The sequence below is a fragment of the Scrofimicrobium canadense genome, assembly GCF_009696615.1.
Taxonomy (GTDB): Bacteria; Actinomycetota; Actinomycetes; order Actinomycetales; family Actinomycetaceae; genus Scrofimicrobium; species Scrofimicrobium canadense.
Genome location: NZ_VULO01000045.1, coordinates 1 through 1,286, shown reverse-complemented (window position 1 = coordinate 1,286; position 1,286 = coordinate 1). Strand labels below are relative to the sequence as shown.

The window sequence follows — 1,286 nt, the reverse complement described above, 5'->3', positions numbered from 1 at the left end:
GGCAGCAGAGCGGCAGCTGCTCGGGCAGCTCGGCCACCCCGCCAATATGATCGATATGATCGTGGCTGATCAGCACGGCGTCTACCGCGAGCCCCGCCGCCCAGGTGATCGCCTCACCGGGATGCAGTGCGCCGCCCGCATCCAGCAGCAGGCGCTTGCCTTTGGCCTCGACCACGATGGCGGCCGGGCCCTTGTCGCCCAGCCCGCTGAGGATCTCCACCAAGGCGCTCATTGGTCGGGCTCCAGGCACCAGCCTTCCAGCAGGCGCACCGCGACCTGCTGGCCTTCGCCAAGGGCGTGGGGATGATACGCCAGCAGGGCATCGCCGGTGCTCAGGCGCAGGTGTAGCTCGTAGCGCTCACCGCGGAACGTCAGCCGTTCAACGCGGGCGGTCAGGTCGTGGGGGTTGGGGGCCGTGGCATCCAGATGCACGTGCTCCGGGCGCACCAGCACGGGCTGCGAACGCGCGGTGAGCGGCGCGGCCAGCCCGCTCATCAAAGCGCTTTCGGTGAGACGCTGGCCAGGCGCGCCGCTGGCAATGTGAAGCAGGCTGCCCTGGCCGATAAACCGCGCGACCCATTCGCTGCGCGGCGCTCGGTAGAGCGTTTCGGGCGTGGCCCACTGTACCAGCTCGCCCTCCCGCATGACGGCAATGCGGTCTGCCATGGCCATGGCTTCGCTTTGGTCGTGGGTGACGTAGACCATGGTGGCCTGGGTCCGCCGGCGGAAATCCACGAAGCTGTGCTCCATGGCGGCCCGCAGGTTGCGGTCCAGGTTGGCGAGCGGTTCGTCCAGCAGCACCACGTCGGGGTCGGTGACCAGGCAGCGGGCCAGTGCCACCCGCTGGCGCTGGCCGCCGCTGAGGGCCTGGGGCGAGCGCTGTTCATAGGGGGTCAACGCCACCTGCTCCAGCGCCTGAGCGACTCGGCGCTGGTAGTCGCTGCCTTGAATGCGGCGTAGCTTCAGCGGGTAGCCCACGTTGTCGGCCACGCTCATATGGGGCCATAGCGCGTAGGACTGGAACACCATGGCCATGTTGCGCTGCTCGGGGGGCACATGGTGGTGGGCGCTGGCCAGCAGCGTCTCACCGAGCGTCATGGTGCCGCTACTCACCTGCTCGAACCCTGCCAGCATGCGGAGCATGGTGGTTTTTCCGCAGCCGCTGGGGCCCAGCAGCGCCACGAATTCGCCGGGGGAGATATCGAGGGTGACGCCATTGACTGCGGTGTGTTGGCCAAACTGTTTGGTGACGCGGTCGAGCATTAGCCTTGCCATGGCACGACTCC

At 68.0% G+C, this 1,286-nt stretch carries 2 protein-coding genes; both read right to left on the bottom strand.

The window, feature by feature from the left end; genetic code table 11:
* The coding region (locus tag FYJ24_RS12445) for an MBL fold metallo-hydrolase (protein ID WP_154546736.1) at window positions 1-232 on the bottom strand (232 nt) is incomplete at its 3' end.
* Window positions 229-1,286: ABC transporter ATP-binding protein (locus FYJ24_RS12440; RefSeq protein WP_206192727.1), on the bottom strand; the 1,058-nt coding region annotated here is incomplete at its 5' end. The genes FYJ24_RS12440 and FYJ24_RS12445, both read right to left, overlap by 4 nt.